Origin of the sequence: Citrobacter sp. TBCS-14 (genome assembly GCF_005280805.1) — a bacterium.
Classification (GTDB): Bacteria; Pseudomonadota; Gammaproteobacteria; order Enterobacterales; family Enterobacteriaceae; genus Citrobacter; species Citrobacter gillenii.
On sequence record NZ_SZWM01000178.1, the window covers coordinates 1 to 209 of the forward strand.

Consider the following 209-nt stretch of genomic DNA (forward strand, 5'->3'; position numbering starts at 1 on the left):
GTGACAGCAGAGCTGCGTAATCTCCCGCATATTGCCAGCATGGCCTTTAATGAGCCGCTGATGCTTGAACCCGCCTATGCGCGGGTTTTCTTTTGTGCGCTTGCTGGCCAGCTTGGTATCAGCCGCCTGACGGATGCGGTGTCCGGCGACAGTCTGACTGCCGGAGAGGCACTCGCGACGCTGGCGATATCCGGTGATGATGACGGGCC

1 pseudogene is annotated in these 209 nt (G+C 60.3%); it reads left to right on the top strand.

Annotation, left to right across the window (positions count from 1 at the left end):
• Positions 1–209: pseudogene (locus FDX22_RS08635) on the top strand (S49 family peptidase); the annotation flags it as partial.